Genomic DNA, 26,282 nt, shown 5'->3' with positions numbered 1-26,282 from the left:
GACAACAGGGTGTAGTAACCTACCGATAGGGTTATAGATAAGGTGAAAATAAACGAAACAGGTTATTGCGAATTTTTTTGTAGATAGGTAGGCCATTAATTTCGTCCGCAACCACAGCAATAGAATTATGTTTTTTTAAGGTAAACATATCTGTGAGTTTCGTATTCAGAACCTCATCATAACATTCCAAGTTTATTTCGAAATTGAATTCCAGGCTTCTAGCATCCCAATTGCTGGATCCAATAAATGACCAGATATCATCGATAAGGACAATCTTACTGTGATCAAAAGGCCTTTTGTTTTTATATATCTGAATACCGTGCTCTATTATTCTCGAGAAGTTTGCTTCCATCACCCAGTCTACAAAAGGAATATTACTATGTTGAGGCACAATAATTTCGATGCACACACCACGCAATGCTGCAGCATGAAGTGAGCTCATTAATATTTGATCTGGGATAAAATAGGGTGTCATGATTTTTACGCTGTGTTGTGCGCAAACCAATGCATTAATCAGTGTCCAGCGGATTCTGTTGTGGTTTTCATCTGGGCCATCTTGAATGACTCGGGCAATGACGGATTGTTCATTTGTTTGCTCACTTGTGACTGAATGATAGCTGGGGAATTCGATCAACTCGCCGGTTGCAAAAAACCAATCCTCTTTAAAAACCTGACTAATCTGGTCAATCACTGGACCGGTTACTTTAAACTGAACATCATCAATAGGGTGTACTGAAAATTTAACCACATTATTTTTGGTTAGATTCATTCCGCCTATGTAAGCCACGTCACCATCGATGCAAAGTATTTTCCTGTGGTTTCTTAGGTTGATAAAGCGAATGCTAGTAAACGAAACGACAGGTAAATAACGGGCGGTTTTCACGCCCATTTTATTTAAAGCTCGGTCTGATTTGTGCCAACTATATCCAATCCCGATCCCGTCCAGTAAAACGTTCACAATAACCCCTCGTTGATGTGCTTTAGCTAAGGCATCAACAAATAAACGTCCAAGTGAATCATAATCAAAAATATAGCTCGATAAAACGATATAACGCTTAGCGCTATGAATGGATTGAATCATTGCAGGGTAGGCAATATCGCCATTAATCAGCGGTTCAACTGTGTTATTTGAGACATGATTTACTGGATGAATAGTAAATCCTGAAATAATGGCTGAATGCCATTTTTTAGGTAGTTTATGAAACTGAATGGGTTTTTCTTGGCACCTAAAATCTTCTTTAAGAATCTGTGGATGTTTTTTTTGCGCTAAACGCTTGATGCGATTTATCCCAAACAACCAGTAAAACAAGCTTCCCACAAAGGGCGAAAATATAACAAGGCCAATCCAGGCAAGTGATGTACGCTCGTTTTCTTTAAACAAAAGCACATGTAACGATGTCACAAGAGATAAGCTAAAATGTAAAATGACAGAGATTGTTACCCAATGGAGGGAGACCCATTCAATCAACATTTCAAATATTTGCATAAAACTCAACCTTGGATTCAACTTCGAAGTGCATTAATAATTGATGCTGCTAGATCAATGATGGAAAATAAAAGTGCTGACAGAATATTACAACAACATTGCAAAATACCTGAATGAAACTCTTGGCGCTGATGTTATATTTCTAACCATAGTGTTATCGACTGCGTCTGCTATTGTTTATTTTATAATCATAAGTTGCATCATCACCCAAATGGATAAACGTTACTTTATCCGCAGACAAATAACTGCTGAGAATGTAATTGTCGTTCCTCATTTAAAGTTGATAAACTCCAACCTAACCCAGCTGATAAACCTTGCAAAAATCATTGTTGGGGTATGCTTATTGTTGATAGGGATAGTGATGTTAGTTTTACCCGGCCAAGGGTTAATCACCATGTTAATTGGTCTCAGCTTGCTCCCGTTTCCGGGCAAAGACAAGATGGAACAAAATATTCTTTCTCGAAAATCAGTACGTACAACTCTTAACTGGATCCGAGTTAAAGCCAAGAAACCCCCCTTTATTTTTGATTGAAACTCTGTTTTATTTGCATCTTGCCTGATGCGGTTATTGAGTATTGAAAAGCCATTACCTTAACCATTAAGCTTGTCTTGCGCAGCGGAAAGCGCAATGAATGGTAGCTCCTTTTCTGTTACTGGGCTTGGACGTAATATTGACAATAAAGCATTAGAGAAACACTTTATAAAAAGGGTTGATAGGCTCTGTAATAATAGTTATTCACATTGCAAAACTGAGTTGATTTATCAGTGCATGATCACGAAGCTAATCGCACAGGATAGTCGCTCAGTCATCTGGGTTAATTGGTCAGATATAGACAACCGAAAACAACACTTTTTGCTAAGGGCATCATTGGCAACACAAGGGCGTTCGTAAACGTTGAATGAAGAAGTGCCCCCTTTAAATACAAAATAAAAACCTCAAACTCACCGTCAGTTTATGAGTAAATTAAAAGCTATGCTACCCAAACGTTGTCAGCCTATTATCGTGACGGATGCCGGTTTTCGAAATCAGTGGTTTAGGTTGATGGAATCACTCAGTTGGGATTTTATAGCAAGAGTTATAAATAGAACCTATTGCAAAAGGAAATCAAGCGATACATGGCATCCGTTGAAAAATCTTTAATCAAAAGGATCTAGAAAATCCAAAGATTTTGGGGTTTTTCAGCTAGTCACACGAAACAATAATTCTTTTGAAACAAGGCTGGTTGTATTTAAACGCAATCCCAAAGTTCACAAAGATAAAACAGCCACAGGAGAAGATTCACGTAATAGCAAAAAATCGCGGGCTTGTGCTGAACGCGAAAAAGAACCTCGGTTGTTAGCGATATCACTGACTTAAACAAAAGACTTATGTAAAAAAGTAAACAGAATTTATTCCACTAGAATGCAAATAGAAGAAAGTTTTCGAGATTTAAAAACGGGGCTAGGCATTAATCCTGGTGATAATCGCATAATAAAAAGACTAGGTGTGTTATTGAGCGTTGCTTGCATAGCACAATAACTTACTATTTTTACTCGGGTTAACGGTAAAAGAAGTGAGAAAACATAGGCAGTATCAATCTAGTTCAGTTAAGCGGAAAAACGTTTTATCAAACAAATTTATAGGCTTAAGAGCCTAAAAAGATAAAAATCTCAAGCTGCTAAAACGGCTTTGGGTAGCGGCTATAGCAACATTACAAACGCTCATAAATAAACCTAAAACTCATCTATGATTTTGTGGGGCTCCCTCAGACTCCTAGTCCTTTAAATTTAGGAGCAACAGCATCATAGCTGTTCGAGACAGTCATAAAGTTTTTATGACTGTCTCGATATATTCAAAACCCGTAAGATAGGATCTTATATACCTAAAACTGATTGTTTTTGGACGAGCTTATCAAACCATATACACGAGCTTAATAGACCGCTGTGTTTTTAGAAATGTTTGCTTGAAGTAAAATCTGCCAGGGTGTACCCATTAGCAATGGGTATTTATGCTTTAGCCCTGGGCCAATGTGTACCCAATGAACCCGGGATCTCATGCTTAAAACTGTGTAAGCCAGGTGTCAGGTCAGTATTTCCAAAACATATCCCCATTGACAAAGCACTGGCTAGGGCAGGGGTTTCTGTGGACACTAACCTACTTTTATCAGCAACATTTTTAAGAGAAGTACTGCATAGTTTATTGTCTTTTAGCACCACAACGGTGCCAAAGTGTTTGTTTGCCACTAATTCACAAAACTCTGTAAGCTCAAAATGTTCCGATGCTAAGATTTAAAGCGTATAAAATCTTTAAATCTTAGGGGCACGCCAGATTTATTTATAATGAGAATCAAGATTATCACTATGACCCTTCTCAAATAATGAGACTAATTATATTCAGTGTTGATGGACTGGATTCATCACCCATATCAAATTTATCAGCATTGATTGAACAATTTTTCTCCCATGCGTAGAATTCTTTTCTTATTTCGCATGCGGTTGAAACACATGTAACCCAGTATTTTTGCTTAAATAATAGAATCCGTGATGGGTCTTTTCAAATCAAATTTTATACTCTGTTGTAGGTTTGCAAAATCAAGTTAGGTCATCAAATTTATGTCCTGACAACGTTATATTTTTACTAAAACTGAATAATTCAGTGTCGATTAATAGAGAGCATAAATATGAGAATGGATAAATTTACTAGTAAACTGCAACTAGCGTTGTCGGATGCGCAAAGCTTAGCGTTGGGTCATGACAATCCAACAATTGAGCCAGTGCACTTATTATTTGCTTTGCTCAATCAGGACGATGGCACAGCAAGACCTTTGTTAAATAAGTCAGATGTCGATATTAATAAACTTAGATCACAACTAGGTGAATCCCTCGAGCGTATTGCCAAGTTAGAAGACAGCAACGGAGAGATCCATGTCTCTAGTGAACTTGCTAGGTTGTTTAATCAAACAGACAAGTTAGCCCAAAAACGTGGTGATAAATTTATCTCTAGTGACTTGTTTTTGCTCGCTTGTACAGCAGATAAAGGGCAGATCGGTAAGTTAATGAAAGACTCCGGTGCCACGACACTTGCTCTCGAAAAAGCAATAGCGGAAGCCACAGGTGGACAACCCGTTAATGATGCAAATGCAGAAGAGCAGCGTGATGCCTTAGATAAATATAGTATTGACGTAACAGAAAGAGCTGAGCAAGGGAAACTGGATCCCGTTATTGGTCGTGATGATGAAATCAGACGTGTTATTCAAGTATTGCAGCGACGCTCAAAAAACAACCCCGTTTTAATCGGCGAACCAGGTGTCGGAAAAACGGCCATTGTTGAAGGCCTAGCTCAACGTATTGTCAATGGAGAGGTTCCTGAGGGTTTAAAAGGTCGAAGATTACTATCTTTGGATATGGCAGCACTGATTGCAGGTGCTAAATTTAGAGGGGAATTTGAAGAGCGTCTTAAAGCGGTTCTAAATGATGTTGCAAGACAAGAAGGTAATGTCATTTTATTCATCGACGAAATTCACACTATCGTAGGTGCGGGGAAAAGCGACGGAGCAATGGACGCTGGAAACATGCTTAAACCCGCTTTAGCAAGAGGCGAACTTCATTGTGTTGGTGCAACAACCCTAGATGAATACAGAAAATATATTGAGAAAGATACGGCGCTAGAGCGTCGCTTTCAAAAAGTACTTGTAGAAGAACCGTCTATTGAAGACACGATTGCTATTTTACGGGGCCTAAAGGAAAAGTATGAAGTGCATCATGGTGTGGCAATCACCGACTCTGCCATAGTAGCCGCGACCTTATTGTCACAACGGTATATAGCTGATCGTCAATTGCCAGACAAAGCCATCGACCTTATTGATGAGGCTGGATCACGTATTCGAATGGAAATTGATTCGATGCCTGAAGAAATGGATAAGCTCGACAGGCGCTTAATCCAATTAAAAATTGAACGTGAAGCATTGAAAAAAGAAACCGACGACGCGTCTAAAAAAAGGTTAAACAATCTTGACGAAGAAGTGAATGTCTTAGAGCTGGAATTTTCTGACTTAAAAGAAACTTGGATCTCCGAAAAAGCCTACGTGCAAGGTGAAACCCAGGTCAAGGAAGAGCTAGAACAAGCAAGAAGGGAGCTTGAAGCTGCACGCAGGGCAAGTGATTTAACCCGCATGTCAGAGATTCAATATGGAAGAATACCTGAGCTCGAAGCTAAATTAATCGTAGTAAGTCAGAATCAAACCAAAGAAATGACCTTACTGAGGAATAAAGTAACGGATGAAGAAATAGCTGAAGTTGTCTCGAAGTGGACGGGTATACCCGTATCAAAAATGCTTTCAGGAGAACGCGAAAAACTTTTAAAAATGGAAGAGGCGCTGCATAGCCGAGTTATTGGTCAAGAGGAAGCGATAACAGCGGTATCAGATTCCATAAGAAGTTCAAGAGCGGGGCTGGCTGATCCACAACGGCCAAATGGCTCATTCTTATTTTTGGGTCCGACAGGTGTTGGTAAAACCGAATTAACTAAAGCACTCGCAGAATTTCTGTTTGACACTGAAGACTCTATTGTACGCATCGATATGTCTGAATTTATGGAGAAACATTCTGTTGCACGACTGGTTGGTGCTCCTCCCGGATATGTAGGATATGAAGAGGGTGGTTATCTGACTGAAGCCGTGAGACGTCGACCTTATGCAGTTGTATTATTGGACGAGGTCGAAAAAGCTCATCCTGATGTTTTTAATATATTACTACAGGTACTTGATGATGGACGCCTGACTGACGGACAAGGACGCACAGTAGATTTTCGGAATACGGTAATAGTGATGACATCAAATTTAGGTAGTCACTTGATATTAGATGTTGCGGGTGAAGAAAATTATGAAGAGATAAAAAAGAGGGTCTTAGAAGTGGTAGGCCAACATTTTAGACCAGAGTTTATCAATCGACTAGACGAAATTGTGGTGTTCCATCCACTTAAAAAAGACCAAGTGAGACAGATAGCAAAAATACAATTAAACTATTTGCATAAACGCCTAGCAGAGCAGGACTTGTCGTTAGATATTTCAGACAACGTGGTGGATGTGATTGCCGATGCAGGTTTTGACCCAGTCTACGGTGCTAGGCCATTAAAACGAGTAATCAAAAATCAGATTGAAAAACAGTTAGCTAAACGAATTCTAGGTGGCGAGTTTAGTCCTGGAGATATTATTCATGTTGTCATGGAGGGCGGCGAAGTGAAGTTTACTCAGACAACATCCGGCAACCTCGTTTAATTGCATGCGTCTCTTTACAAAGCTAATTAAATTTTGAAATACCTAATTGGCGTTTTAATTAAAATAAAACGCCAAAATTTTAATGAGTATTCAAGGCTATCAAAACGGCATTAGCATATAATTGCCGTGGTTAATGAGCTTAAGCTACTTCGGTTTGAATCAGTTATCGTTTTTGATTGTGTCGCAAGATGAATTGTAACTATTTAGTTCAATCATTCCTTGTAAAATCAGACCATGGAAATGAGCTTTCACCAGTTGGTAGTTCATGCTTGGCGCAAAAAAGTATGTGACTACTTCTGAGCCTGTTTGCTCGACCGGTATAAGTTGAATTTCGCCCCAAGAGGCTATGGTGGTGATTACTGTTTCTTTAACAGAGAACTGATAGGGTTCTACAGCATCAGAGGCTTGTCTTAAAAGTGTAAATTTCTGTCGATTATTAAGTATATTTTCACGTATTTGAATGGTTATGGTGTCGACATCTCTTAATGGTAGCGTTTTTGATTGGTAAGTCGTGATTGCCCCATCAAGATCAACACGTGATTCAAGGCCATTATTGGCAAGGATGACTTGCATATTTCGGGAGCGAAAACCTGTTATTTGTTGATGAAAGTTGTCCGTCAGCCATTCTTGACTAATATCTGACCACGACAACTCAGAACGTTGTTGATATTGAGTGCCAATGCCTAAAATACTGGCTTCACTTTTTGAGGTGATAACGGCAGATCTGTCCAACCAATTCTCAGTGCGGACCATTTCACCTGTATGTAGACCACTGAGATAAATAGAATAGTTGAAACTACGCTGACAATGGGGTTGAGTATCACTTGCCATTAGACTAACACTCTGAAGTAAACTACTTAAAAGACCAAGTATAATCAGCGTTCTACAAGCCATAATACATGCTGTATTGCACTTGCAAATATTACGATATTTTGTTGGCAAAGTATTCTTCACATCATTAATCTCATCACCACAGAAAGCATTTCATATTTTATAATCAGATTTACAATAATATCACCTTAAAAAGATGGCTTTTGTATTCTTATTAACCTAAATTAATTCGTAATTATGAACTGTTGCCGAAAACGAATTCAATATATTTACATTGTCCTTTTCATTTTATAAGCAGTGTTAAGCTAGATTGTATTGTTACATGAATGTCATATTAATTGATATGTGGGGTAGGGGATAAGCTCTATTAATCACACTTTTTCTACTAGGCAACCAATGTAACTTTCAACTTTATATAACTTCATATAACTTTATCTACATGGGCAATGTCAGTTAAGGTTTTATAAAATAAGTCATTTCAAACAGACCATATAACCTAGGATTTGCGCTTATAATGCTTTTTAATTAAGAGATGTATATTTATATTCCTCAATTAAAATAATGGGTTATACAAAAACTAATTTAATACATTTGCACGACAATAAAATAATGGGTCACAATAACTGCATATATAAGATAAACACCCCCACTATGTCCAATACTCTTCAGTATTGGACATAACGTAATAGTGTATTAAACTAGCTATCTTGAATCTAATTACTAAGAATTAAAAAAATAATGTTACTTAAAAAGCCTGTGCCTTTATACCCACCGTACCTTGATTTATGTGATTTTGATTTTAAAGATTATCCAGAGTTAAAAGAAATATTTTCATCAAATGAATCTTGGTGGCTTGAACAATTTAACTGGGGAAAAGTTTTCTTAAATTATATAGGTAGAAATAAATCGACACACACCTACGACCGATTTAGAAATGACGTTGAACGTTTTCTTTTATGGTCATTTATTGAGAAAAAGAAACCTATAGATCAACTACGTAAGACAGACTTATTGGAATTCGCTGACTTTTGTTGGCATCCACCCGTGAGTTGGATAGGTACGTCAAATCAAGAACGATTTAAAATAATGAATGGTTATTCATGTGCCAATGAGTTTTGGTTCCCGTACAAGATTCAGGCACCTAAAAGTCAAAAAACACAATTTATTATTGATAAGAAAAAATATCGACCATCGCAACAAACACTTTCGTCAATGTTTACAGCAATCATCGTTTTTTATAACTATTTAATGGCTGAAGATTTTTGCATTGGTAACCCAGCACAAATAGCTAAAAAAGATTGCCGACATTTTATAATCGACTCACAAGTTAAAGAAATTAAACGTTTAACAGGTAGTCAGTGGCAATATGTCTTAGATACGGCTGTTGAAATGGCTGATGACAACCCGGTATTTGAACGTAACTTATTTGTGATTGTTGCACTAAAAACCTTATTTTTAAGGATTTCAGAGTTATCAGAACGCACAAATTGGTCTCCAACAATGGGCCATTTCTGGCAAGATGATGATGAAAATTGGTGGCTTAAAATATTTGGTAAAAGCCGTAAGATTCGTGATATCACAGTTCCTATAGATTTTTTACCTTTCTTAGAACGTTATCGCATTTCCCGTGGTTTGATAGGATTGCCATCAAGTAATGAAAATTTAGTGCTAGTCGAAAAAATACGTGGCCAAGGTGGAATGACATCTCGACACTTACGACGTTTAGTACAAAGTGTTTTAGATCAAGCTCATGAAAACATGCGCACATCAGAAGGTGAAAATAAGGCGTTAAAGTTAAAAGAAGCTTCTGCACACTGGTTAAGACATACTGGTGCCAGTATGGAAATCGAACGTGGTCGCCCTCTAAAAGATATTTCAGAAGACCTTGGCCATGCAAGTATGGCAACCACCGACACTGTTTATGTGCAAAGCGAAAATAAGAAACGTGCTGAAAGTGGTAAACAAAGGAAAGTAGATTAAGCTAATTACGTTCCGAATTACCACGTAATAGTTAAAATACGCTTTATATAGTACTTTGATTACTTAATCTGTAGTTGCTGGCAGTTGGCAGAACTAAAATAAGTATTTAGCAAAGTCTGTATAACAAATCATACGTTGCTAAGTAGAGAAATTACGTTATTCATTAATAAGGTTGTTCCACATCAGACAACCGATTTATAAAAACAAACTTGTGCTAGGCACATTCAATTACTGACCATTTTTAGTTACTTGTCGATATATCATTAATAAGGACCTACATACTTGAGTTCCTATAATGTATATTATGTTAAATTGAGTGTATAAATATGACAATAAAGAATCTACATAACCTCACTGCTTCTAAACAAGCTAATTGCGGTAATTGAGCAACACGTGCTTAGTGATAAATCCCGTTCTGATAAAGTAGAAACAATTAAAACTTTGATCCGACAGAATAACTATAAAAATTCTGAGAAGACGTATGAACAATGTATAGATTTTGGCATAAGGGTCAATCTTGTATCTTTGGCAAGGTTCACAGAAAAACTTGAGTTACTAGACAGGTCTGACCGGTATAAACGTATTGATAAGTTGCACACTCAAATAACACAGGCTCAAAATACGTTAACCTATGAACAAGTCAAACGCAGAGAAACTGAAATCACTTTTGAGTTAGGTGAACTCGGGTTAAAGAAAACAGACTAATGGAAGAGCTTAACAAACTTTCAAAAATGCTAGATTCAAAATAATTTAATTAATCCTAGGTTTAAATACTCTTCTGACGTTCTACAATAGATAATTCTATGTTTCTGGGGCCTTTAATAGAGTAATTTCGTAACCTAACTTCCCATTTAAAAGTGAAAACTCAGTGTAAAACCTGACGTTAGTTGACAATGATAAAAACAGTCTTTCCCAATCACTTTTAATGAATATTAATCACCGATGATGAATCCAATTTTAGAAGTCATTAAAACAGTAGTTACTGGATGGGATATTGATTATTGTCAACGAATGGTAAGTTAATGTTTGTTTATTCGATGAGTAATCAACCATCTAAGAGATCTCTTAATTATCACAAAAACATTAACTTACCATTCTTCAACTAGCTTTCCTAAATAAAATCGTTACCATAATAGTCACTTCATTATTGTCATAGAGTTCATATGGAATTCGCATTTATTCTCCTAGCATTCATCTGTGGTCTTGGCCTTAAATTGGTTGGCTTGCCTCCTCTGATCGGTTATTTGATTGCAGGATTTACTCTAAATTACCTGGGTTTTCACTCAACAGACGCCTTGCAGACAATCGCCAATTTAGGCATAACTTTGATGTTATTTACCATTGGTTTAAAGCTTAATGTGCGTGATTTGTATAAAAAAGAAGTCTGGTTAGGTAGTATTTTCCACTCGGTAATATGGGTAACCATAATAAACTTATTATTATTTGCTGTGTCTTGGCTTGGTTTAGCGGCTTTTGCTGACTTAGACTGGTCATCACAAGCCCTACTCGCTTTTTCATTAAGCTTTAGTAGCACCGTGTGTATTGTTAAAATTCTCGAGGAAAGTGGTGAAATCAAGACCCGTCATGGCAAGTTAGCCATTGGTGTGTTGATTATGCAGGACATAGTAGCCGTGCTTTTTCTAGTTATCGCTACAGGAAAAGTACCGTCTATATGGTCGTTATTATTGTTATTATTATTTTTCGCAAAACCAATATGGTCAATGATTTTAGAGCGTGTGGGTCATGGTGAATTATTAATATTATCTGGGTTCCTATTTGCATTGGGTGGTTACGAGCTTTTTGAAGCTTTGGGAATTAAAGGTGATTTAGGCGCTTTAATTGTCGGAATGTTTATCGCTACACATGTAAAGTCTGCAGAAATGTCAAAAGCCCTCATGAATTTTAAAGATATTTTTCTGGTCGGCTTTTTCCTTACCATTGGCTTTAGTGCGCTCCCTACCCTAGACCTAATGCTGACAGCCATAATACTTTGCTTATTTATCCCCATTAAGTTTGCTTTGTTCTTTTCGTTATTTACTTTTTTAAAATTAAGAGCACGTACCAGTTATTTAGCCAGTCTGGTGTTATCAAACTATAGTGAGTTTGGTCTCATTGTAGTTGCATTGTTAGTAAGCCTAGGATGGTTAAGTGCCCAGTGGTTAGTGGTTTTAGCTTTGGCCGTATCGTTTTCCTTTGTATTAACTGGTTTAGCTTACAAAACCTCACACAACCAATACACCAAATTTAAAGACCGACTCAAAACTTTTGAAAGTCCACACCGGTTGCATGAAGACGTTTACGTACAACCAGTTGGGGCTGAGATTATAGTGATCGGTTTGGGAAGAGTCGGCAAAGGTGCTTATTTATCTCTTAACAGCATGGTAGGTAATATAGTTTGGGGAATGGATGCAGATCCTAGCCGTATAAGTCATCTGAAAACAATAGGCTATCAAGCCATGGTGGGAGACGGAGAGGACGTCGATTTATGGGAGAATATGGACTTAACCCAAGTACAGTTAATCTTACTGGCGTTACCTTCTATTGATGATATCTGCAATATTACCGAGCAACTTCAACACGCTAATTATTCAGGCAAAATAGCATCTATTGCCCGTTATGAAGACGAGATACAACCACTTATAGAGGCAGGTTCAGATAAGGTGTTTAACTTTTTTACCGAGGCTGGAACGGGGTTTGCTGAGGAAAGTCTGCAGCTATTACCAGAGTATGTAAGGCCTAAATAAAGATTGAAACGAGAATCGTTTGTATTATGTATCACCTTGTTTTATAAGATTATTTTCTAATTAACGGTGGTTTTTCTAAGCGCTTACTATTATAATTTGTTATTAGTTACTACAATGGAATACAGTTAATGAAAGGCGATAAACAAGTATTAGTTGCATTAAATGAAATACTTACCTTCGAACTCACATCAATAAATCAATATTTTTTACATGCGCGCATGTTTAAAAATTGGGGGCTAGAGAAACTAAATAACGCGGCCTACAAAAAATCTATTAAAGATATGAAACAAGCCGATCAATTAATAGAGCGTATTTTATTTCTGGAAGGTTTACCTAATTTACAAATGTTGGGTAAATTAATGATAGGTGAAGAAACGGTTGAAATGCTGAGCTGCGATATGACTTTTCAGAATTCACAAATTCCATTATTAAAAAAATCTATTCATTTATGTGAGACGTTACAAGATTTTGTGACTCGTGATTTACTTGAATCCATCTTAAGCTACGAAGAAGATCATATTGATTGGATTGAAACCCAGCAATATCAAATTAAACATTTAGGTCTAGAAAATTATTTACAAAGCCAAGTTGAAGGAGACTAATATGCAAGGTATAAAAGTCATAATTGACCAACTTAATGCCCTACTCGCCTTTGAGTTAGCAGCTATGGATCAATACTTTATTCATTCTCAAATGTATCAAGACTGGGGATTTTATAAGTTATATGAACGTATTTCCCATGAATTTGATGATGAGAAAGGTCACGCCACCAAATTAATAGAGCGGATGCTGTTTTTAGAAGGCACACCTAACATGGTCGACCGTGACGGACTTATGATAGGTACAGATGTACCTTCGATGTTAGAAAGTGATTTGCGGGTTGAGTATGCCGTTGCTCAAGCTTTAAAAGACACCATGAGTATTTGTGACGCAGAGCAAGATTATGTTACCCGACACATATAGTTAGTTCTTCTGGATGACCCTGAAATGGTTCATCCCAATGGCCTTAAACAGCAAAATAGGGTTGATCAAACGTCCAGGTTTGGTCAATTTATCTACAATCTCAGATGTAAGATAACACACTATTTTGGACGTTGGATGAGCGTGGACTTATTCAACTTTCCTTGTTTCTATCTGTAGCAAAATTAAAAAACCAAGACTGCTCTGATTGGCTTTCATCGCTGGTCTGAATAATGAGTTGCCATCTCATTAACGGCTCACTACAAGAGCCTAAAAATAAACGTGCGTTATAAACCTTTTGCTGTTTCTTTGCGTATACAGAGTCAACTATTACAGCATTTTTCCCCATATACATATTGATACCTTGTACCCACATTTGTGTAATATTTGTGTTGTTTGGCACAGTAATAGTGAGTGCTAATTCTTCCTCTAACTCAATCACTTGTAGAAATTGAACTGAAATTTGTTTGTTCTTATCAAATACAACACATTCTTGCGTTAGATCAATGTTGCACTGTTTTGTGGTTTTTATAGGTGAAGAATCTGTATAATTTAAAAATAGTCCTACAGCTGCTGTAAAAACGAGCAAAGGGAGTAATATTTTGGCAAAAAAAGTAGGATTCACAATTACACTGCGCCTAGAATAAACTGGCACTAATTGTGTTCAAAAACATAGTCATTAACAAGTAAGTATTTAAATTTTTTTTGAATAAAAGAACCTTAAAATAGTAATACAAGTACTGTATATTAGTCTTAATATCAATTGCTTAGTAAAAGCTTTAAAAATTAGCCTAGTTGTTTTTATTTGTAAGAAGCCTGTAAATTTATCGTTAACAAGAGTGGAAGATTCATTAAATGAGTGAAGCTATTCAAGTACATCCCGAATACAACTATAAAGTAGTTCGGCAATTCGCAATCATGACAGTGGTGTGGGGAATTATTGGTATGGCTTTGGGGGTGTTAATTGCCGCTCAGCTATATTGGCCCGCATTAAATTTCGACACCCCGTGGTTAACATTCTCTAGGCTGAGACCATTGCATACCAATTCGGTTATCTTTGCCTTCGGCGGATGTGCCTTGTTTGCTACATCTTTTTATGTGGTGCAAAGAACATCAAATGTAAGGTTGTTCAGCGACAAAATGGCTTCCTTTACTTTTTGGGGTTGGCAGCTTGTTATTGTGCTAGCCGTGATAACACTACCTATGGGTTTTACGAGCTCAAAAGAATACGGTGAGCTTGAATGGCCTATCGATATATTAATTACTATAGTCTGGTTGTCTTATGTAATTAACTTTTTTGGGACCATGATTATCAGAAAAGTTTCACACATATATGTAGCTAACTGGTTCTTCGGTGCGTTTATGTTAACTGTTGCGGTGTTGCACATTGCTAATAGTATGGCAATACCAGTTTCTTTGACAAAATCCTATTCTATCTATGCTGGTGCAGTTGATGCCATGATCCAGTGGTGGTACGGGCACAATGCGGTCGGCTTTTTCTTAACTGCTGGTTTCTTGGGTATGATGTATTACTTCGTACCTAAACAGGCTGGACGCCCTGTTTATTCTTACCGCTTGTCAGTTGTTCACTTTTGGGCATTAATATCTCTGTATATTTGGGCTGGCCCACACCATTTACATTACACTGCCCTTCCCGACTGGACTCAATCTTTAGGTATGGCAATGTCTATTATATTATTCGTTCCTTCTTGGGGCGGTATGATAAACGGTATTATGACGTTATCAGGCGCATGGCATAAGCTACGAACTGATCCTATATTACGTTTTCTTGTTGTTTCGTTGTCATTCTACGGCATGTCGACATTTGAAGGCCCTATGATGGCAATCAAAACAGTTAATGCACTTTCACATTATACCGATTGGACTATTGGACATGTCCATTCTGGCGCTTTGGGTTGGGTTGCAATGGTATCTATAGGATCTATCTACCATCTGATCCCAATTTTGTTTGATAAGCCCAGGATGTACAGCATAAAATTGATTAATGTACATTTTTGGTTGGCCACAGTTGGCGTGGTGTTATACATAGTCGCTATGTGGATGTCGGGTGTTTTACAAGGGTTAATGTGGCGTGCAATTAATGCTGACGGAACCTTAACTTATAGTTTTGTAGAATCACTTGAAGCTTCAAAACCATTCTATTTATTACGCTTTGTCGGTGGTGTTTTAGTTGTGTCGGGCATGTTAATCATGGCTTACAACGTCTACAGAACTGTTAAAAGTGTAAATGTAGAAAAGGCAATTGAACCAGAAGTACAACCGGCTTAAAGAGGTCAGACTATGAAAAATGCACATGCGTTGATTGAAAAAAATGCAGGCCTATTGGCTGTTCTTATCTTGGTAGCTATTAGTTTGGGAGGCATGGCGCAAATTACACCGCTTATGTTTCAACAACAATTGATGGAGCCAGTTGAAGGTTTAAAACCTTACACTGCCCTTCAGATGGAAGGTCGAGATATCTATATTCGTGAAGGTTGTGTGGGCTGTCACAGCCAAATGATACGCCCCTTCCGCTCTGAAACAGAGCGCTATGGTCATTACTCTGTAGCCGGTGAATCAGTGTGGGAACACCCTTTCTTGTGGGGTTCTAAACGCACAGGGCCTGATTTGGCCCGTGTGGGTGGAAGGTACAGTGACGATTGGCACAGAATCCACTTGATTAATGCAAGAGACTTAGTACCTGAATCTAATATGCCCGGTTTTCCTTGGTTGATGGAAAATAAGCTAGATGGTGAGTTAACCGCTAAGAAACTTTCAGTATTTAGAGATTTTGGTGTGCCTTACACAGATGAAGATATTGCTGGAGCAAAAGAAGCAGTTAAAGGTAAAACGGAGATGGTTGCACTCATCGCCTATTTACAGTCTCTTGGCACGGCGTTGAAATAATATGGATTATGCAACGAGTGGTAGTATATATACCGTATTGGTCTTTGTATTTTTTATTGGAATAGTTTGGTGGGCTTACAGTAAAAAGTCAAAAGCAAGTTTTGACGAGGCCGAAAAGCTTATTTTTGATGATGAGCCCCAGCAAGATAAGCGGGAGTCTAAAGTAGATGAGTAGTTTTTGGAGTATCTGGATCTCAGTGATCACACTGGGGTCAATATTAGGTTGTTTTTTAATATTACGTTGGTGTTTGTCTAATCAAACAGGTGTAGCTGAAGGCGACGATATGCATCATGAGTTTGATGGTATTTCCGAACTCAATAACCAGCTACCTAGATGGTGGACAATTTTATTCTACATTTGTATTATTTGGGCACTTATTTACTTAGCTTTGTATCCTGGCTTAGGCAATTATAAAGGTCTAATTAATTGGCAAAGTTCTAATCAAAACATCCAATCATTGGCTGAGTCTAAAGCTGCAATACTGGCAAATAAGACCAATGGAGTGATCAACCAATATGATAGAGAAGTAGAATTTGCTAACGAACTTTTTGCTCCTATCTTTGATGCATATTACAAACAGCCTATTACCGAACTAGTCAAAGATGTAAAGGCGCTAAAAATTGGTCAACGTTTGTATAGTCAAAATTGTTCACAGTGCCACGGCTCTGATGCAAGGGGTCAAAGAGGTTTTCCAAATTTAACTGATGATGATTGGTTATATGGTGGTTCACCTGAGAAAATAACTGAAACTTTAATTAATGGTCGTAGGGCCATGATGCCTGCTCAACTAGCTGTACATGGTGAAGATGGTATCCAAGAATTAGTGGCTTATGTTTTAAGTTTAAGCGATAGAAAGTTAAGTGGTCAAAAATATCTTGATGACCCAAGTTTAAATCAATCAATGAAAGATGGGGGCCAGGCTAGATTTGCTGTATGTGCTGCTTGTCACGGTCAAGATGGTAAAGGTAATCAATTGATTGGTGCACCTAACTTGACTGACCAAATTTGGTTGTACGGTGGTACTGAAAAAGCAATCACAGAAACACTTAGGTATGGTCGTAACGGTGTAATGCCAGCATTTAAAAATACACTAGGTGAAAAGAAAATACATATGGTGAGTGCGTACGTATACAGTTTATCTCAGGACAAGTAGTGACGTGATTATTTACTGAAAGCTCCGTTTACGGGGCTTTTTTATTTATTATATTTTAACATTGAGTCGTTTCTTTACATGCAATCTGATATTTTAAAAGTTTGGTACAAACAATTTTGGCCCTGGTTTCTAATTATTGTGCCACTGACATCTATGGTTCTTAGCTTTACAATGATGAATTTGGCATTTACTGGCAAAGACAGCATGGTAATTGACGACTACTACAAAGAAGGCAGAGGTATTAATCTCAAAATCAAAAAATTACAGCAAGCTAAATCTCTCAATATATCAACTAAGACACAAGTATTTGCAGACTATGTTGAAGTCATCTTTATCAGCGGCGAACCTGAAAACGGTGAAGCTTTAATTTTAGACTTCTATCATTCAACGCAAAAGTTTAAAGATTTTTCGGTTACTGTGTTACGAGATGCTAACGGAGTATACCGTGCGCCATTGACCGATAATATGTTAGGTAAGTGGCAATTAAGTTTACATCCTTTTAACGGAGATTGGAAAATTCAAAAAGTGGTCTCTTTGCCGCAAACAAATCCATTTGACCTAAAGCCGTAGCGCTATGTTGGCTAAGTGTTTTCATTGTGGGTTGGATATAGCCCCGCAGCTTAATCATCACACTTCTGTATTGAGTAAAAGGCAATCCTTTTGTTGTATTGGATGTTGCGCGGTGGCTGATGCAATAGTTAAAAATGGATTGGAAGATTATTATCATTATCGAAGTGAGTTTGCTGAAAAGGCATCAGAAAACGAAGCAGACTTACTACAAAGACTAAAAGTATTCGACGACGACAGTATATTGCAGGAATTTGTTGAAAGTGAGAATGACGTAAGCGAAATTCAATTGACCATTAGCGGTATTAATTGTGCGGCTTGTGGATGGCTCATCGAGAAACAACTGGCTAAATTAAATGGCATCATGAAAGTTGGTGTTAATGTATCAGCCAGACGTGCGAGCGTAACGTGGAATAGTCAGCAACTAAAGCTCAGTCAGATATTAAGTCATATTGAAAAAATAGGCTATCACGCAAAACCTTTTCAACCCGAGCAACATGAAGCTACATTCAATCAAGAAAACAAGGCGTTTTTAAAGCGCTTAGGTTTAGCTGGTTTAATGACGATGCAAGTCATGATGTTAAATATAGGCACTTTTTTTGATTTGTTCGGGCATATAGATGCTGAAACTAAACAATACTTTAATTGGATTAGCTTGTTATTAACTACCCCTGTTATTCTCTATTCAGCCTCCGAATTTTATACTAGCGCTGTCCGTGGTCTGCGCGCTGGAACATTTAATATGGATGTGCCCATTGTTTTGGCTTTAGGCATTACATATATATCAGGCGTGTTTGCCACGGCACAAAATACGGGGCAAACCTACTTTGAATCATTGTGTATGTTTGTATTTTTACTGTTGGTTAGCCGTTATCTTGAACATAGCGCACGTTACAAAGCGGTTCAAGCATCTGCCAATATGCTGGAGTACATGCCCACCACTGCTACTTTGATTGAAGGTGATACGTTAACCCCAGTGTTGGCTAAGTCTTTAAAGGTACAGCAGTTAGTGTTAGTAAAAGCCGGTGAGTTAGTTCCTGTCGATGGGATTATTATTCATGGACAAGGACAACTTGATCAAGCAATGTTAACGGGTGAGTTTGATTTGATCAGTAAATTCACTGGTGACCAAGTTTTAGCCGGCAGTTTGAATCAATTAGGCACGTTGACCGTGAAAGTCACCGCAAGCTTGCAACATTCCACACTTAATCAAATCAATAAATTACAGACACAAGCCATGAGTACTAAGCCAAGGATTGCAAGTTTAGCTGATCAGTTCTCTCAATATTTTGTGATCGTTGTTTTAGTAATAGCCTGTGTTAGTTATGTAGTATGGCAACAAATTGACCCATCCGAAGCGCTATGGGTAATGGTTGCTGTATTGATTGCTACCTGCCCCTGTGCTTTAGGATTAGCGACGCCCTCTGCTTTATCTTGTGCCATTGCTAATTTAAACAGTAAAGGAGTGTTACTAAAACGCGGGGATGCTTTAGAGCAAATCGCGTTAGTTGACTGGATTGGTTTAGATAAAACAGGCACTTTTACAGAAGGACAATTTGTTCTGACTCAGTGCATCAATCCAAGTCAAAAACCAGACTTAGATTATCTTGAACTCGCTGCAAGCATTGAGCGATATTCATCTCACCCTATTGCAAAGGCATTCCGTGATTATGAGAGTCCACACACTGTAACTGAGTTTCAAAGTGAAATGGGAAAAGGTGTCAGTGGCATTATCGCAGGGGTTGCTTATAAACTAGGAGCTGCGAGCTTTATGGATATATCAATTCCTGAGAATATGAGTGCTTGTAATGTATTTCTTCAATCAGACAGTGACTTACTTTGTGGTTTTTTGTTAACCGATAAGCTCAGGCCACAGGGGGTTGATTTAATTAACGATCTAAAAGCTTATGATATTAATTTAATTAGTGGAGATATAGCACCTATAGTGAAATCGGTTGCTGAACAGTTAGGCATTAATAATTGGTTAGCTGAACAAAGCCCAGAAGATAAATTAAACACAATTAAAGTAGCTCAAGCAAATAAGCATGTGGTGTTAATGGTGGGTGATGGCATAAATGATGGACCCGTATTGGCTCAAGCTGATGTATCAATAACGCTAGGCGCAGGATCTGATTTGGCTAAATCATCAGCGGATATAGTCTTACTCGATAATGATCTGGCTAAGATACAAACAATTTTTCGTATCGCGGCAAGATGTAAATCTAAAATCAAACAAAATATCGGCTGGGCAATAGGATATAATTTACTAATATTACCCTTAGCTGTGATGGGTTTACTGAGTCCTTGGATGGCAGTGCTGGGGATGTCAGTGAGTTCTTTAATAGTGGTGGTGAATTCCACTCGACTTCTTAAATAATAGAGGGCCTTCTCTTGAGCAGTATATATGTTTTGATCCCACTGGCTATATTACTAGTGAGCATAGCAATCGGTGTGTTTTTTTGGGCTGTGAAATCTAATCAATTCGAGGATTTAGAGCGCCACGGTAGTAGTATTTTGTTCGACGATGACCTGCCTAAGAAACCCTCAGAACCACAACCAACATCTAACAAAAGTGATGAATGACTTAACGTTTGTTTCGGCTTTACTAATTGGTTTAGCAGGTGGAGTGCATTGCGTAGGCATGTGTGGAGGCATCGTGGGGGCTTTTACTTATGCGGTCCCTAAAAATTCAGCGATGTTACCTTACACTCTGGCCTACAATTTCGGCCGAGTAGTAAGCTATATTATTGCAGGGTCAATAACTGGATGGGCTGGCTATTTGTTTGCCCATCAAATTAATCAAGGTATTATCATCTTGCAGTTTGTTAGCGGGGTGTTCCTATTTTTATTAGGGTTATATATTGCGGGTTGGTGGCAAGGACTTAGCAACATTGAAAAGCTAGGTAGCAAATTTTGGAAATTAATACGTCCATGGTCAAAAAAATTACTTCCCTTTAAAAGCCCATTACACGCTCTACCCTATGGCATGATTTGGGGATGGTTACCCTGTGGCTTAGTTTATTCGGTGCTAACGTGGTCTTTGGCCAGCGGGTCTGCACTTCAGGGGGCTATTATTATGGCTGGTTTTGGTTTAGGCACCTTACCAATAATGATATTAATGGCTTCTGGATTCGACAAGATTCAACAATTAATCCAAACCCCTAAAGCGAAATTTTTCATGGGTTTACTGCTCATGTTATTCGCTACAAATCAATTATTCCAAGCTATTTCAGGCTCAATTCAATAAAATAGTCATCTTTTAGACGCCTAACCACTGGTAAAATATTAAATATTTTCATAAGCTTATTAAACTACTTATCCGCTATTTTATATAAAGGTCCGGTATGAATTATCAGAAAATATTAGCCGTTATAGAGCCAGAGATTACTAACCAAAAATCATTAGCCAGAGCAATTGAAATAGCCAAAATCAACGGCGCCAGTATTACTGCATTTCTAACTATCTATGACTTTTCGTACGAAATGACCACTATGCTCTCTATGGATGAGCGCGAAAATATGCGACAGGCCGTTATAGATGACAGAACTGACTGGTTAGTTAATTTAGTCTCAGAGAAATTCAGTACTCAAAGCGTGAGCATCGATGTTAAAATCGTTTGGCATAATCGACCTTATGAAAGCATTATTTATGAAGTGATAGACAAAGGCTACGATCTGATTGTTAAAGGCACTCAGCAACATGATTCATTAAAATCAGTTATTTTCACTCCCACCGACTGGCATATCATGCGAAAAGCACCCGTGCCTGTGTTATTAGTAAAAGAGCATGATTGGCCTATTGGGGGTCAAATTATTGCTGCAATTAACGTAGGAGTTGATGTCAAAGAGCACATTTCGTTAAACGAAGAAATCACGAAGCAAGCCTTACATTTTGCTAAGTTATTATCTTCAAATGTTCACTTAGTTAATTCTTATCCTGGCACACCTGCCAACATTGTTATCGAAATTCCTGAGTTTGACCCCACCTCGTACGACGAATCAGCTAAGCAGCACCATGAACAATGTATGCAAGAACACAGTGAAAGACACCACATAAGTAAAACACATTGTCACGTGGATATTGGCTTGCCAGAGGACGTGATCCCAAAATACGCTGAACAATTAGATGCAGAGTTGGTAGTGCTTGGTACTATTGGTCGGCAAGGTATTTCTGCAGCGCTAATCGGTAACACCGCAGAACATGTGATTGATAAACTTAATTGTGATGTATTGGCGATTAAGCCTGATGGCTTCGTGTCACCTGTAAAATGTTAAGGCTTTGTATGACCGGTATAATGTTAGATGTGCCTAAAACAAGCTATTGTTTAAGGCCGCTAAGTAGTGACTTTTTATAAGCAACTACTGCTGGGATAAAAGACAATAATATAGCTGCACATGCAGCTATAAAGAAGAAATGTGCAACGGAAGCGAAATCTACATATGGGCTGATGTAAAAGGCAAATTGTTGTTCAAGTAAAGGCTGGCCTAGTAGTAACCCCAATGTGATCAATAAATAACCTGCCAATGAACCCACAGTTTTAGGCAACAAAGCCTCAGCGCCAATCAGTAAAATAATGACATGCGCTTTAGCACCTAAAGCTCTCAGCACTTCCAATTCTCTTTCATTGAGGCCAACAACATAGTTTTCATACAAATAAGAGCTGTAGCTAATATCAGCCATGAAATCACCCTCAAGCTAATTTCAACCGCACCTACAATTTTCCAAAGCTCACGTAGAGCTAAAGTAGGCAGAATTGCGCTAAGCGGCTCTTGTGTATATTGATTAATATCTCGCTGCAAACGTAATACGGCTATTTTGCTTTTACTACCAAGTAAAAACGCATTGAGCTGTGATTGATATTGTTTTCCTAAAGGTGCATCTGTTAATAATTCATCATGAATATGTTGTGTTTGATGCAGGATATCGATGCTTTGTAAGGGGATATATAAAGACTGTTCTGCGGGTGTACCTGTCGATTTTAATATCCCGACTACCTTAAAAGGATGGTCTTCGTGATGGGTAAAGCTGACCTTACCGGTGCCATGAGACATGACTAGCGATTGATTTATGTTATATTCCAGACTCTTAGCTGCATCTACACCTAACATAACTTCATATAAACGTTTAAAACGTTCACTTTGCGCGAATGAAATGTTTTGTTTATCGGCATACTTAAAATATTCGAAATAGTCACTCGTTGTGCCGATCACAGAAAACCCTTGATGAGAATCTCCCATCGAAAGCGGAACCGACCAAGCTACTTAATACCTATTAATTATATCTTGATAGCTTTTTCATTGCAGGTTGTTGCTAGGGTTGCCAATTTTAAACACCGAAAATAGTAATAAGTTTATGCCACTAGTACGGCTACCCACGATCAAGTCTACGCCAGATACAGCCCGTTCAAAGTTGTTTTTTACCTCTACACGCAAAAGCTCAACGCCAATAAGCACCAGCATGCTTATCGCAATTGATGTACAAGTCAGAATAGCCATAACTCGCCGCGACCATAGACTTGCTAAGACTAATTTAAGCAGCATCAACTTCGCCCCTTGGTTGCTGTAAATCTGCTAGAGCTAATTGTTGATCAAAGTGTGAAGCCAAAGACATATCGTGACTAACAAATATAACCGTCGAGGATTCAGCTGAGTCTAATAATAACTGGATAAATTGTGTTCTGGTCTGAGTATCTAAGGCCGAGGTAGGTTCGTCGGCAATAATTAACGCAGGCGAGCCGAACAAGGCTCGTGTAACGGCTACTCTTTGCTGTTGACCAACACTCAGCTCAATTGATTTTTGTTTGAGTATATGACGGTTTAATTCTAAGCGTTCAGATATTGAGGCTAGTTCGATTGAGTCTGCAGTCTTATTTACACTTCTAAAACGCTGGGACAAACGTATATTTTGTTCTGCTGATAAATAAGGCAATAAATTAAACTGTTGAAATATAATGCCAATATTATTCGCTCTGAACGTGTCTTTTTGCCTTTGGCTTAATTCGGTCATGCATTGACCTAAACATGTATGTCACCACTATAGCGGTTTTCAATACCAGAAATTAAATTCAACAACGTAGACTTTCCTTCCCCTGAACGTCCATATAAGAATACTTTTTTTCCTGTCTCCACTTGCCAATTAGGTATACGTAGAGCAAATTCACTTTGTTTTGACCAAGTAAAAAATAGGTCTTGTATTGACAAACTATAAGGCATAAAAACAACATATCCATTAAACAAAGGTTTAGTTCAGAAACAGGAATTTTTTTCCAGTATAATTATCCAGCCATATGAGGCAAACTTTTTAGTCAATAAAATATAAGCATATCCATGAATCAATTATCCAGTATTAATAAGCAAAAACACACAAAGCTTCAATAAATTACAAAAACGCATCAGACATAACACCGGTAAAGCGCTAGCTGATTTTAATATGATTGAAGATGGCGACAAAGTCATGGTCTGCTTATCTGGAGGGAAAGATAGTTACACTATGTTGGATATGTTGCTGCATATGCAAAAAGTAGCACCCATTTCGTTTAGTATTATTGCGGTTAATCTTGATCAGAAACAACCTGGGTTCCCAGAGCATGTATTGCCTGAATACCTTACCCAGCTTGGTGTAGATTTTGAGGTAGTAGAAGAAGACACTTATTCCATCGTAATAGATAAAGTACCTGAAGGTAAAACTACCTGTGCACTTTGTTCAAGACTGCGCCGAGGCATTTTATACAACACAGCTACGCGATTAAAAGCCACTAAAATTGCACTGGGACATCATAGAGATGATATGTTGGAGACGCTCTTTCTTAACATGTTTAATGGGGGGCAGTTAAAATCGATGCCACCAAAATTAGTCAGTGATGATGGCAAACAAATGGTTATTCGGCCACTGGCTTATTGCGCCGAACAGGATATTGCTGCTTATTCTCAACACCTTGAATTCCCGATTATTCCTTGCAATCTCTGTGGCTCCCAAGAAAATCTGCAAAGAAAAGTCATAAAAGGTATGTTGCAAGATTGGCAGCAGCGCTTTCCTGGCAGAATAGAATCCATGACAAAAGCATTACAAAATGTGGTGCCTTCGCATCTAGCTGATAATACTCAATTTGATTTTGTTGCTTTAAAAACTCAATCTACACCATTTGAAAACGGTGATATTGGTTTTGATCCTCCCGAACTGACCTCAGTCACTTCGACACAGTTTAAAGAAGTAATGTCGCTCAACATAACCAACATTTAGGATTAAAAACATATATTTATGAAAATTGGTCTAGCATTAGGAAGCGGCGCTGCAAGAGGATGGGCGCACATAGGCGTGATCCAAGCTCTAGAAGAAATGGGCATCGAGATAGATATAGTATCCGGGTGCTCTATAGGCTCTTATGTGGGAGCCGCTTATGCCTCTGGGAAATTGTCAGAATTAGCTGAATGGGTTGAAAGCCTAACAGATTGGCAGGTGTTTGCTTTGATGGGAGTCGGTTTTCATAAAGGTGGCCTCGTGAGTGGGCTTAAAGTATTTAAAGCCCTGCAAGATAACTTTAGTTTTGAAACCTTTGAAGAGTTAAATAAACCTTTTGCAGCTGTCGCCACGGACTTATACAGCGGCCGAGAAGTTAACTTTATGAGTGGCTCTGTGGTTGAAGCTGTTAAGGCATCATGTGCGATTCCTGGTTTGTTTCCGCCGATTTTATTTGAAAATAGATGGCTTGTTGATGGGGGCGTGGTTAATCCTGTGCCAGTTAATATGTGCAGAATGTTAGGTGCAGACATTGTGATCGCAGTTAATCTAAGTGCAGATTTTAGACCTCAATCTTTGGTCGCCAATCCTATTGATCATAGTAATAACCAAAAAAAGACATCCGATTTTTTTAAACGTAGTCAGCAACAAATTCAACAATGGTTTAAGAAGGATGGAGATACAACTCCTGATGCAACTGAGCAAGACATAATTACAGACCAAGAATTTTTGACTGAAGAATGTTTAGAAATTCTTGAGCCTGCCAATGTGGAACCGTCAAAAACACCACAGATACCAAGTCAGAATCATATTATTGTGCCCCCTGCTCCATCCATTATTAATGCTATGACAGGATCATTAGATATCCTATCTGCAAGAGTGACTCGCTCTCGCCTAGCTGGCGATCCACCGGACATTCTAATTGAACCACAGCTTCGTGATTTCGGTATGATGGAGTTTTATCGAGCCAAAGAACTTATTGAGCATGGTCGTGCTAGTGTTCATAGAATTGAAGAGCAAATAAAATATCAGCTGGGTACAGACTAAATACCAATTAATTGCACATTAACTTCGGATAAAGAGCAGATTAGGGACGATATTTGAACTGTGCAATTGACAGACTCTCGGCTGCTCTTTAAGGTAGATATCTAATAATAAAACA

26 protein-coding genes and 1 pseudogene are annotated in these 26,282 nt (G+C 38.1%); 18 read left to right on the top strand and 9 right to left on the bottom strand.

Features of this window, described 5'->3' with window-relative positions; all coding sequences use genetic code 11:
- Nucleotides 1–31: 31 nt before the first annotated feature.
- Nucleotides 32–1,486 (bottom strand): phospholipase D-like domain-containing protein, encoded by a 1,455-nt coding sequence (locus C427_RS11885; protein WP_007635561.1) that lies wholly within the window; start codon nucleotides 1,484–1,486, stop codon nucleotides 32–34.
- Between the two features lie 73 nt (nucleotides 1,487–1,559).
- Here C427_RS11885 and C427_RS11880 point away from each other — a divergent pair, with 73 nt between their 5' ends.
- Nucleotides 1,560–2,018, top strand: coding sequence for a PGPGW domain-containing protein (locus tag C427_RS11880; RefSeq protein ID WP_015430875.1), 459 nt, complete (start codon nucleotides 1,560–1,562; stop codon nucleotides 2,016–2,018).
- A gap of 1,454 nt (nucleotides 2,019–3,472) precedes the next feature.
- On the opposite strand, the gene C427_RS11875 is transcribed toward C427_RS11880, so the two are convergent.
- On the bottom strand, nucleotides 3,473–3,709 hold the full coding sequence (locus C427_RS11875) for a hypothetical protein (RefSeq protein WP_007635555.1): 237 nt from the start codon (nucleotides 3,707–3,709) through the stop codon (nucleotides 3,473–3,475).
- A 437-nt stretch (nucleotides 3,710–4,146) separates the two neighbouring features.
- Between C427_RS11875 and clpB the strand changes: the two genes are divergently transcribed.
- On the top strand, nucleotides 4,147–6,741 hold the full coding sequence (gene clpB, locus C427_RS11870) for an ATP-dependent chaperone ClpB (protein ID WP_007635554.1): 2,595 nt from the start codon (nucleotides 4,147–4,149) through the stop codon (nucleotides 6,739–6,741).
- A gap of 159 nt (nucleotides 6,742–6,900) precedes the next feature.
- Here the strand turns inward: clpB and C427_RS11865 are convergent, their stop codons facing one another.
- Complete coding sequence (locus C427_RS11865; protein ID WP_007635553.1) at nucleotides 6,901–7,572, bottom strand: hypothetical protein; 672 nt, start codon at nucleotides 7,570–7,572, stop codon at nucleotides 6,901–6,903.
- Nucleotides 7,573–8,310: 738 nt separating this feature from the next.
- Between C427_RS11865 and C427_RS11860 the strand changes: the two genes are divergently transcribed.
- The 5 genes and pseudogenes from C427_RS11860 to bfr (C427_RS11840) all read left to right on the top strand — a co-directional run bounded on the left by C427_RS11860 (nucleotide 8,311) and on the right by bfr (C427_RS11840) (nucleotide 13,369).
- A complete protein-coding gene (locus C427_RS11860; protein ID WP_007635552.1) occupies nucleotides 8,311–9,552 on the top strand; it encodes a tyrosine-type recombinase/integrase in 1,242 nt (413 codons plus the stop codon).
- A gap of 393 nt (nucleotides 9,553–9,945) precedes the next feature.
- Complete coding sequence (locus tag C427_RS27495) at nucleotides 9,946–10,257, top strand: hypothetical protein (RefSeq protein ID WP_226991063.1); 312 nt, start codon at nucleotides 9,946–9,948, stop codon at nucleotides 10,255–10,257.
- A gap of 458 nt (nucleotides 10,258–10,715) precedes the next feature.
- Nucleotides 10,716–12,296 (top strand): cation:proton antiporter family protein, encoded by a 1,581-nt coding sequence (locus tag C427_RS11850; RefSeq protein ID WP_007635550.1) that lies wholly within the window; start codon nucleotides 10,716–10,718, stop codon nucleotides 12,294–12,296.
- A 128-nt stretch (nucleotides 12,297–12,424) separates the two neighbouring features.
- Complete coding sequence (bfr, locus tag C427_RS11845; RefSeq protein WP_007635548.1) at nucleotides 12,425–12,898, top strand: bacterioferritin; 474 nt, start codon at nucleotides 12,425–12,427, stop codon at nucleotides 12,896–12,898.
- Nucleotide 12,899: 1 nt separating this feature from the next.
- Nucleotides 12,900–13,369: pseudogene (gene bfr, locus C427_RS11840) on the top strand (bacterioferritin).
- A 41-nt stretch (nucleotides 13,370–13,410) separates the two neighbouring features.
- Here the strand turns inward: bfr (C427_RS11840) and C427_RS11835 are convergent.
- The gene (locus tag C427_RS11835; protein WP_007635545.1) at nucleotides 13,411–13,881 is read right to left on the bottom strand and encodes a hypothetical protein; all 471 of its coding nucleotides are present in this window, start codon (nucleotides 13,879–13,881) and stop codon (nucleotides 13,411–13,413) included.
- A 230-nt stretch (nucleotides 13,882–14,111) separates the two neighbouring features.
- Between C427_RS11835 and ccoN the strand changes: the two genes are divergently transcribed.
- From ccoN to uspE, 9 genes are all read left to right on the top strand, one after another.
- Nucleotides 14,112–15,545, top strand: coding sequence for a cytochrome-c oxidase, cbb3-type subunit I (gene ccoN, locus C427_RS11830; RefSeq protein ID WP_007635544.1), 1,434 nt, complete (start codon nucleotides 14,112–14,114; stop codon nucleotides 15,543–15,545).
- A gap of 12 nt (nucleotides 15,546–15,557) precedes the next feature.
- Nucleotides 15,558–16,163, top strand: a complete 606-nt coding sequence (ccoO, locus tag C427_RS11825) for a cytochrome-c oxidase, cbb3-type subunit II (protein ID WP_007635543.1) — start codon at nucleotides 15,558–15,560, stop codon at nucleotides 16,161–16,163.
- A 1-nt stretch (nucleotide 16,164) separates the two neighbouring features.
- Nucleotides 16,165–16,338 carry a CcoQ/FixQ family Cbb3-type cytochrome c oxidase assembly chaperone gene (locus C427_RS11820; protein WP_007635542.1) on the top strand — a complete coding sequence of 58 codons (174 nt, stop codon included), beginning with the start codon at nucleotides 16,165–16,167 and terminating at the stop codon, nucleotides 16,336–16,338.
- A complete protein-coding gene (gene ccoP, locus C427_RS11815) occupies nucleotides 16,331–17,317 on the top strand; it encodes a cytochrome-c oxidase, cbb3-type subunit III (protein WP_007635541.1) in 987 nt (328 codons plus the stop codon). Before C427_RS11820 ends, ccoP begins: the two co-directional genes overlap by 8 nt.
- 78 nt (nucleotides 17,318–17,395) lie before the next feature.
- Nucleotides 17,396–17,887: a FixH family protein gene (locus C427_RS11810; RefSeq protein WP_081588966.1), complete on the top strand. Its 492-nt coding sequence runs from the start codon at nucleotides 17,396–17,398 to the stop codon at nucleotides 17,885–17,887.
- 4 nt (nucleotides 17,888–17,891) lie between these two features.
- Nucleotides 17,892–20,261: a heavy metal translocating P-type ATPase gene (locus C427_RS11805; RefSeq protein ID WP_007635539.1), complete on the top strand. Its 2,370-nt coding sequence runs from the start codon at nucleotides 17,892–17,894 to the stop codon at nucleotides 20,259–20,261.
- 14 nt (nucleotides 20,262–20,275) lie between these two features.
- Complete coding sequence (gene ccoS / locus C427_RS11800) at nucleotides 20,276–20,467, top strand: cbb3-type cytochrome oxidase assembly protein CcoS (RefSeq protein ID WP_187292391.1); 192 nt, start codon at nucleotides 20,276–20,278, stop codon at nucleotides 20,465–20,467.
- A complete protein-coding gene (locus tag C427_RS11795) occupies nucleotides 20,460–21,131 on the top strand; it encodes a sulfite exporter TauE/SafE family protein (RefSeq protein ID WP_007635537.1) in 672 nt (223 codons plus the stop codon). The genes ccoS and C427_RS11795 overlap by 8 nt, the downstream gene beginning before the upstream one ends.
- A 97-nt stretch (nucleotides 21,132–21,228) precedes the next feature.
- Complete coding sequence (gene uspE / locus C427_RS11790; RefSeq protein WP_007635536.1) at nucleotides 21,229–22,158, top strand: universal stress protein UspE; 930 nt, start codon at nucleotides 21,229–21,231, stop codon at nucleotides 22,156–22,158.
- Nucleotides 22,159–22,201: 43 nt separating this feature from the next.
- On the opposite strand, the gene C427_RS11785 is transcribed toward uspE, so the two are convergent.
- The 5 genes from C427_RS11785 to C427_RS28225 are packed head-to-tail and all read right to left on the bottom strand — an operon-like array spanning nucleotide 22,202 to nucleotide 24,096.
- On the bottom strand, nucleotides 22,202–22,492 hold the full coding sequence (locus tag C427_RS11785; protein ID WP_236613758.1) for an FtsX-like permease family protein: 291 nt from the start codon (nucleotides 22,490–22,492) through the stop codon (nucleotides 22,202–22,204).
- Nucleotides 22,486–23,121 carry an ABC transporter permease gene (locus C427_RS11780; RefSeq protein ID WP_007635534.1) on the bottom strand — a complete coding sequence of 212 codons (636 nt, stop codon included), beginning with the start codon at nucleotides 23,119–23,121 and terminating at the stop codon, nucleotides 22,486–22,488. Before C427_RS11780 ends, C427_RS11785 begins: the two co-directional genes overlap by 7 nt.
- Before the next feature lie 57 nt (nucleotides 23,122–23,178).
- On the bottom strand, nucleotides 23,179–23,424 hold the full coding sequence (locus C427_RS11775) for a peptide ABC transporter permease (RefSeq protein ID WP_226991061.1): 246 nt from the start codon (nucleotides 23,422–23,424) through the stop codon (nucleotides 23,179–23,181).
- A complete protein-coding gene (locus C427_RS11770; protein WP_007635532.1) occupies nucleotides 23,414–23,890 on the bottom strand; it encodes an ABC transporter ATP-binding protein in 477 nt (158 codons plus the stop codon). The genes C427_RS11775 and C427_RS11770 overlap by 11 nt, the downstream gene beginning before the upstream one ends.
- 8 nt (nucleotides 23,891–23,898) lie before the next feature.
- Complete coding sequence (locus C427_RS28225; RefSeq protein WP_007635531.1) at nucleotides 23,899–24,096, bottom strand: ATP-binding cassette domain-containing protein; 198 nt, start codon at nucleotides 24,094–24,096, stop codon at nucleotides 23,899–23,901.
- Between the two features lie 118 nt (nucleotides 24,097–24,214).
- Here C427_RS28225 and ttcA point away from each other — a divergent pair, with 118 nt between their 5' ends.
- Entirely contained in the window at nucleotides 24,215–25,123 is a 909-nt protein-coding gene (ttcA, locus tag C427_RS11760; protein WP_041250455.1) for a tRNA 2-thiocytidine(32) synthetase TtcA, read from the top strand.
- An 18-nt stretch (nucleotides 25,124–25,141) separates the two neighbouring features.
- Nucleotides 25,142–26,167 carry a patatin-like phospholipase family protein gene (locus tag C427_RS11755; protein WP_007635529.1) on the top strand — a complete coding sequence of 342 codons (1,026 nt, stop codon included), beginning with the start codon at nucleotides 25,142–25,144 and terminating at the stop codon, nucleotides 26,165–26,167.
- Nucleotides 26,168–26,282 lie beyond the last annotated feature (115 nt).

The sequence above is a fragment of the Paraglaciecola psychrophila 170 genome (assembly GCF_000347635.1).
GTDB lineage: Bacteria > Pseudomonadota > Gammaproteobacteria > Enterobacterales > Alteromonadaceae > Paraglaciecola > Paraglaciecola psychrophila.
Note: the sequence above shows the minus strand (reverse complement) of the source record. Positions and strands in the feature narration are given on the sequence as shown.